1 pseudogene is annotated in these 665 nt (G+C 57.0%); it reads right to left on the bottom strand.

Annotated features, from left to right (window positions below):
• Positions 1–665: pseudogene (locus tag QWI20_RS27425) on the bottom strand (RHS repeat protein); the annotation flags it as partial.

Raw genomic sequence — 665 nt, 5'->3', positions numbered from 1 at the left:
GCCGCCCTCGCCATCGCTGATTTTGATCAGATGGCTTTTGTCGTCGTAGGCATAGTTCATCACGCTGTGATCAGCGCGGGTGTGCTCGGTCAGGTTGCTGAGTTTGTCGTAGCGATAGCGGTCGGTACTGCCGTCGGTATGAACGTGGCGGATGATGTTCTTCGCCTGATCACGAAAGAACCATTCGGAACGGCCATCGGCATGGCAGATGCGGTACGTGTAACCGAGGCTGTCGTAGTAATGCCGGGTTTCGTGACCGAGTGCATCGGTGACGTAGGTCAGGCGGATGTTTTCGTCCCACGCCAACCGAGTATCGAAACTGCCGTCGTCGGCCCATTCGCGAATGGCTTTGGCATCGGCTCCCGAGCCTTGCCACTGCAAATTCAAGCCACGATTGGTGCGATCGGTGTAGCGCGTGATCAGGTGGTTTTGGTACTGGTAGCGCCAGGCAGCGCCGTTCTCGTCCTGCGCCAGAACAAGGTCGCCAAAATCGTCGTACTGATACGCGCACAGTTGGCGTTTAACGTCGCCATCACGTATTTCCCAAACACCCGTCAGCCGCCCCTGATCATCGATCAACGTGCCCAGGCGCAGATGGACTTTGTTTACATCTTTCTGCGAGTACGTCACCAGCTCGGAGAGCACCGAATGCCCGTCATGCCGAT

Source organism: Pseudomonas sp. W2-17, assembly GCF_041060445.1.
Lineage (GTDB): Bacteria > Pseudomonadota > Gammaproteobacteria > Pseudomonadales > Pseudomonadaceae > Aquipseudomonas.
The sequence above is the reverse complement of the archived record's forward strand: the minus strand, read 5'-3'. Positions and strand labels throughout refer to the sequence as shown.